The 5,517-nt window shown below is 73.8% G+C and carries 5 protein-coding genes; all 5 read right to left on the bottom strand.

Annotation, left to right across the window (positions count from 1 at the left end; genetic code table 11):
- Positions 1 to 97 precede the first annotated feature (97 nt).
- Positions 98 to 1,897, bottom strand: coding sequence for a biotin carboxylase N-terminal domain-containing protein (locus tag L0B03_RS13265; RefSeq protein WP_250446531.1), 1,800 nt, complete (start codon positions 1,895 to 1,897; stop codon positions 98 to 100).
- A 120-nt stretch (positions 1,898 to 2,017) separates the two neighbouring features.
- Complete coding sequence (locus tag L0B03_RS13260; RefSeq protein ID WP_250446528.1) at positions 2,018 to 2,713, bottom strand: nucleoside triphosphate pyrophosphatase; 696 nt, start codon at positions 2,711 to 2,713, stop codon at positions 2,018 to 2,020.
- A gap of 70 nt (positions 2,714 to 2,783) precedes the next feature.
- The gene (locus L0B03_RS13255) at positions 2,784 to 4,211 is read right to left on the bottom strand and encodes a dicarboxylate/amino acid:cation symporter (RefSeq protein ID WP_250446526.1); all 1,428 of its coding nucleotides are present in this window, start codon (positions 4,209 to 4,211) and stop codon (positions 2,784 to 2,786) included.
- A 68-nt stretch (positions 4,212 to 4,279) separates the two neighbouring features.
- On the bottom strand, positions 4,280 to 4,378 hold the full coding sequence (locus tag L0B03_RS19710) for a putative leader peptide (protein ID WP_372435039.1): 99 nt from the start codon (positions 4,376 to 4,378) through the stop codon (positions 4,280 to 4,282).
- A gap of 45 nt (positions 4,379 to 4,423) precedes the next feature.
- The coding region (locus L0B03_RS13250; protein ID WP_250446524.1) for a DUF885 domain-containing protein at positions 4,424 to 5,517 on the bottom strand (1,094 nt) is incomplete at its 5' end.

Raw genomic sequence — 5,517 nt, 5'->3', positions numbered from 1 at the left:
CGCCCCGAGCAGGCCCCAGTGCTGCGCCCCGCAGGCGCAGTCGAGCCAGCCGTCCCCGGGCTGGCGGTGCGTGCCCTGGCGCGGCCGCCCGCTCATCTCAGCCGACGATCTCGCAGATCGCGGTGCCGGCGCTGACGCTCGCCCCGACGCCGGCCGTGAGGCTCTGCACGGTGCCCGCGCGGTGCGCTACCAGGGGCTGCTCCATCTTCATCGCCTCGAGGACGACGACCAGGTCCCCCTCGGCGACCTCGGCGCCCTCGGCCACCGCGACCTTGACGATCGTGCCCTGCATGGGCGAGGCCAGCGTCGTGCCGTTGGCGCTCGCCGCGCTCCGGGTGCTGGTGCGTCGTGGACGGGAGGACCGTGCGGACGCAGCACGTCCGCGGCCGCCGCCCAGGCCCCCCAGCCCTGCGGGCAGCACGACCTCGATCCGCTTGCCGCCGACCTCGACCACGACCCGCTCGGTCACGGCCTCCTCGGCCGCGGGCTCCTCGGGGGTGCTCGCGGTGCCGCTGGGCCGGCCCAGGGCGGCGAGCTCCTCGGTGAAGGCCGTCTCGATCCAGCGGGTGTGCACGCTGAAGGGGTGGTCCGGATCGGTCGGGGCGAAGGCCGGGGCGTCGAGCACCGCACGGTGGAAGGGCACCACGGTGGGCAGCCCGACGATCTCGAGCTCCGCGAGCGCCCGGCGCGCCCGTTCGATGGCCTGGGTACGGGTGGCGCCGGTGACGATGAGCTTGGCGATCATCGAGTCGAAGGCCCCGGAGACCGTGTCCCCCTCGACCACCCCGCTGTCGACGCGGACGCCGGGCCCTGCCGGGAACCGCAGCCTGCTGATCCGGCCCGGGGCCGGGAGGAAGCCCGCGGCGGGGTCCTCACCGTTGATCCGGAACTCGATCGAGTGACCACGCACGGTGGTGCTCTCGTAGCCGAGGGGCTCGCCGGCGGCGATCCGCAGCTGCTCGCGCACCAGGTCGATCCCCGTGACCTCCTCGGTCACGGGGTGCTCGACCTGCAGTCGGGTGTTCACCTCGAGGAAGGAGATCGTGCCGTCGGCCGCGACGAGGAACTCGCAGGTGCCCGCCCCGACGTAGCCGGCCTCGCGCAGGATCGCTATCGAGGACTCGGTGAGCAGTCGCTCCTGCTCAGCCGTCAGGAACGGGGCGGGCGCCTCCTCGACGAGCTTCTGGTGACGCCGCTGCAGCGAGCAGTCCCGGGTGGAGACCACGACGACGGTCCCGTGCGTGTCGGCGAGGCACTGGGTCTCGACGTGGCGCGGGGAGTCGAGGTAGCGCTCGACGAAGCACTCGCCCCGGCCGAAGGCCGCCACGGCCTCGCGGACGGCCGAGTCGTACATCTCGGTGATCTCCTCGGCCTCGCGGGCCACCTTGAGGCCGCGCCCCCCGCCCCCGAAGGCGGCCTTGATCGCGATGGGCAGACCGTGCTCGGCCGCGAAGGCCTCGACCTCCTCGGCCCCGGTCACGGGATCCGGCGTGCCGGCCACCAGGGGAGCTCCCGCCCGCTGGGCGATGTGCCGCGCGCTGACCTTGTCGCCCAGGGCGTCGATCGCGGACGGCGGCGGTCCGATCCACACCAGGCCGGCGTCGATGACCGCCTGGGCGAACCCGGCGTTCTCGGCGAGGAAGCCGTAGCCCGGGTGGACCGCGTCGGCGCCGCTGCGCCGGGCCACCTCGAGGAGCTTCGCCACGTCGAGGTACGTCTCGGCCGCGCGGTTCCCGCCGAGCGCGAAGGCCTCGTCGGCCAGGCGCACGTGCAGGGACTCGCGGTCGGGGTCGGCGTAGACCGCGACGCTCGCGATGCGTGCGTCGGCGCACGCTCTGGCGATGCGGACGGCGATCTCGCCGCGGTTGGCGATGAGGACCTTGCGGATCTCGGGCACGGCTCACCGTAACGTCACGGGGCCCGGGGGATCACCCGTGGCTCGGGGCGGTTCCCAGGTTTGGTCGAATCGGCAACGCGCGAGCGCCAGGCTTTGTCGAGTTCCCCAGCGCGGGCGGTCTCAGGAGCCCTCAGAAGGCCCGTCAGGAGCTGACGTTGTGCTGCGCCACAGGTCGGGCACGGTCACGCCCACCTCGGCGAGCAGGCCGCGCAGCACCGGCAGGCTCAGGCCGACCACGTTGTGGTGGTCCCCGTCCACCCGGTCCACGAAGGGCCCACCCAGCCCGTCGACCGTGAAGGCACCGGCGACCGCGAGGGGTTCGCCGGTGGCCACGTAGGCGCGGATCTCCGCGTCGGTGAGGTCGGCGAAGTGCACGGTGGTCGACGCCGTCGTGCCGATGGTCGCCCCCGTGCCCTGACCGCCCTCCCCGGCGCCGGCGCGCGTGTCGACGAGCCAGTGACCGGTGTGCAGCACGCCGCTGCGGCCCCGCATGCGCTGCCAGCGGCTCACCGCGTCCTCGGCGCCGGTGGGCTTGCCCCAGGGCTCGCCGTCCAGCTCGAGCAAGGAGTCGCAGCCGAGCACGAGGAGGTCCTCGGGCAGCTCGAGCTCCTCGGCACGGGCCGTCACCGCCTGGGCCTTGGCCTGGGCGAGGACGAGCACCGCGTCGGCGACCTCGAGGGGCCCGAACCGGCGGGTGGCCTCGGTCAGGGTGAGGTCCTCGTCGACTCCCGAGACCTGGACGCGAGCGTCGATGCCGGCGCGGCGCAGGGTCTCGAGGCGGGCAGGGGAGGCCGAGGCGAGAAGCAGGGAGGTCACCCGCGGCAGGCTAGCGCCTGGGGGACCTCCCTGCGTGCCCGGGCGGGGCGCCCGGGGCCGGGCCGCCTGCTCAGCGGGTGGGCTGCGCCTCGGTGGTCGTCGTGGGCTCGGCCGTGGGCTCGCCCGTGGCGGTCTGCTGCACCTCGGTGGCCTCCTCCTCGTCCTCGGCGAACGGGTCGGCGGCGTTGGACGCCGCGAAGGCGGCCTGGTCGAGGATGCCCTCGCGCTTGGCCACGATCGTCGGGACCAGCGTCTGCCCGGCGACGTTGACCGCGGTGCGCCCCATGTCGAGGATCGGGTCGATCGCGAGCAGCAGGCCGACGCCCTCGAGCGGGAGACCCAGGGTCGACAGCGTCAGGGTCAGCATGACCAGCGCGCCCGTGAGCCCGGCGGTCGCGGCCGAGCCGGCCACCGAGACGAAGGCGATGAGCAGGTAGTCCCAGACGGTGAGCTCGAGGCCGAAGAACTGGGCCACGAAGATCGCCGCGAGGGCGGGGTAGACGGCGGCGCAGCCGTCCATCTTCGTGGTCGCTCCGAAGGGCACCGCGAAGGAGGCGTACTCACGGGGCACACCCAGGTTCCGCACCGTGACCCGCTCGGTCACCGGCAGGGTGCCCAGGGAGGACCGCGAGACGAAGCCCAGCTGGATCGCCGGCCAGGCCCCCGCGAACCAGCGGATCGGGGAGAGGCCGTTCGTGGTGAGGACCACGGGGTAGAGGACGAACAGCACGAGCGCGAGGCCGAGGTACATCGCGAGGGTGAAGGTGCCCAGCGGGGCGAGGGACTCCCAGCCGTAGGTGGCCACGGCGTTGCCCAGGAGGCCGAGGGTGCCGAGGGGGGCCAGGCGGATGAGCCACCACAGGACCTTCTGCACCACGGCGAGCACCGACCGGTTGAAGGACAGGAAGGGCTCGGCGGCGGGGCCGACCTTGAGGGCCGCGAAGCCCACGACGAGGGCGATCACGACGAGCTGCAGGGCGTTGAAGGTGAGCCCGGTCCCGGCGGTCATCGTGCCGTCGTCGCCGGTCTGCAGCGTCGTGCTCGCGCTCAGGCCGAGGAAGTTCGCCGGCAGCAGGCCGGTGATGAAGTCGAGCCAGGAGCCGGTGCGGGCGGGAGGCGCTGCCGTCTCGGGGGACAGGGTGGTGCTCTGGCCAGGCCGGAGGACCAGCCCCAGGGTGATGCCGATCGCGACCGAGGCCAGGGCGGTGATGCCGAACCAGAGCAGCGTGCGGCCCGCGAGCCGTGCTGCGTTGGTGACCTTCCCGAGGTTGGCGATCGAGGCGATGATCGCCGTCAGGATCAGCGGCGGGACCAGGGCGCGCAGGAGCTGGACGAAGGAGCTGCCGATGGTCTGCAGCGTGACCGTCAGCCCGTTGTCGGGGGCGTCAGGGACCTGGATCGCTCGGGCGAGCAGGCCCAGGCCGATGCCCAGGACCAGGGCGATGAGGATCTGCGCGCCGAAGGAGGGCAGGCGCAGGCGGGAGCGGGACGAAGCCATGGTGGACCTTCCGGGGTCGTGTCGAGGGTGCGGGAAGGCCGTCGGGCGGGCTCGCGAGCGTGGGTCGCTCAGGCGGGCCGGACGGCCGGGGCACCCGGACACGACGCGCTCGCCTGACGTCGCAGGTCGACGTGCAGGCGTGCGGAGAGGTTCCAGGGGTTGCGCATGGCGGAGACATCCTACGTCCTGCGACCGGATGGTCCGGTCAACGGTCAGCGTGGCGCGCGCAACGCCTCACGCAGCACGTCGAGCCCGACCGAGCCCAGGGCCAGCGCGCGGGCGTGGAAGGCCTTGAGGTCGTGGGCCCCGCCGCGCGCCGTCGTGGCCTCGGCGGCCTCGTCGCGGGCGGTCTCCCACAGCCGCTGGCCGATCTTGTACGCCGGCGCCTGGCCCGGCCACCCCAGGTAGCGGGTCAGCTCGAAGCGCAGGAATGCCTCGGGCATGGCGACGTTCGCGACCAGGAACTCCCAGGCCGTGTCGTGGTCCCAGGTGCCTCCGCCCCAGCGCTCGGGGCGTGGCAGCCCCAGGTGCACACCGATGTCGAGCACGACGCGGGCGGCACGCATGCGCTGGCCGTCGAGCATCCCGAGGCGGTCCCCGGCGTCGTCGAGGAAGCCCAGGTCCGCCATGAGCCGCTCGGCGTAGAGCGCCCAGCCCTCGCCGTGGCCCGACACCCAGCACGCGAGCCGGCGCCAGCGGTTGAGGGTCTCCCGCTCGTAGACGGCCTGGGCGATCTGCAGGTGATGCCCCGGGACCCCCTCGTGGTAGACGGTCGTCTTCTCGCGCCAGGTGGTGAAGCTCGTGACGTCGGCCGGCACCGACCACCACATGCGCCCGGGCCGGGAGAAGTCGTCCGAGGGCCCGGTGTAGTAGATCCCGCCGGTCTGGGTCGGGGCGATACGGCACTCGAGGGCGTGCAGCGCCTCGGGGATGTCGAAGTGCACCCCGTCCAGGGCGTGCAGGGCGGCGTCCGAGGTGGCCTGCATCCACGCCTGCAGCGCCTCGGTGCTGTCCAGGACGCGGCTCGGCTCGGCGTCCAGGACCGCGATGGCCTGCTCGAGGCTCGCCCCGGGGCCGGCGATCTGGGCTGCGACGGCCTCCTGCTCCGCGATCACCCGGTCGAGCTCGGCCAGGCCCCAGGCGTAGGTCTCCTCGAGGTCGACCCTCGCCCCCAGGAAGTAGCGCGACCACAGGGAGTAGCGCTCGCGGCCCACGCCGTCGGCCTCGGGGGCCTGCGGGCGGAGCTCCTCGCGCAGGAAGGCGCCGAGGGTCGCGTAGGCCTCGCGAGCCGCGCCGGCACCGGCGG

The sequence above is a fragment of the Actinotalea sp. C106 genome (genome assembly GCF_023630195.1).
Lineage (GTDB): Bacteria > Actinomycetota > Actinomycetes > Actinomycetales > Cellulomonadaceae > Actinotalea.
The sequence above is the reverse complement of the archived record's forward strand: the minus strand, read 5'-3'. Positions and strand labels throughout refer to the sequence as shown.

Bases quoted from the DNA above. Each gene is read 5' to 3' on its own strand.
- L0B03_RS19710 (WP_372435039.1), bottom strand. From the start codon at position 4,378: ATGCGCAACCCCTGGAACCTCTCCGCACGCCTGCACGTCGACCTGCGA.
- L0B03_RS13255 (WP_250446526.1), bottom strand. From the start codon at position 4,211: ATGGCTTCGTCCCGCTCCCGCCTGCGCCTGCCCTCCTTCGGCGCGCAG.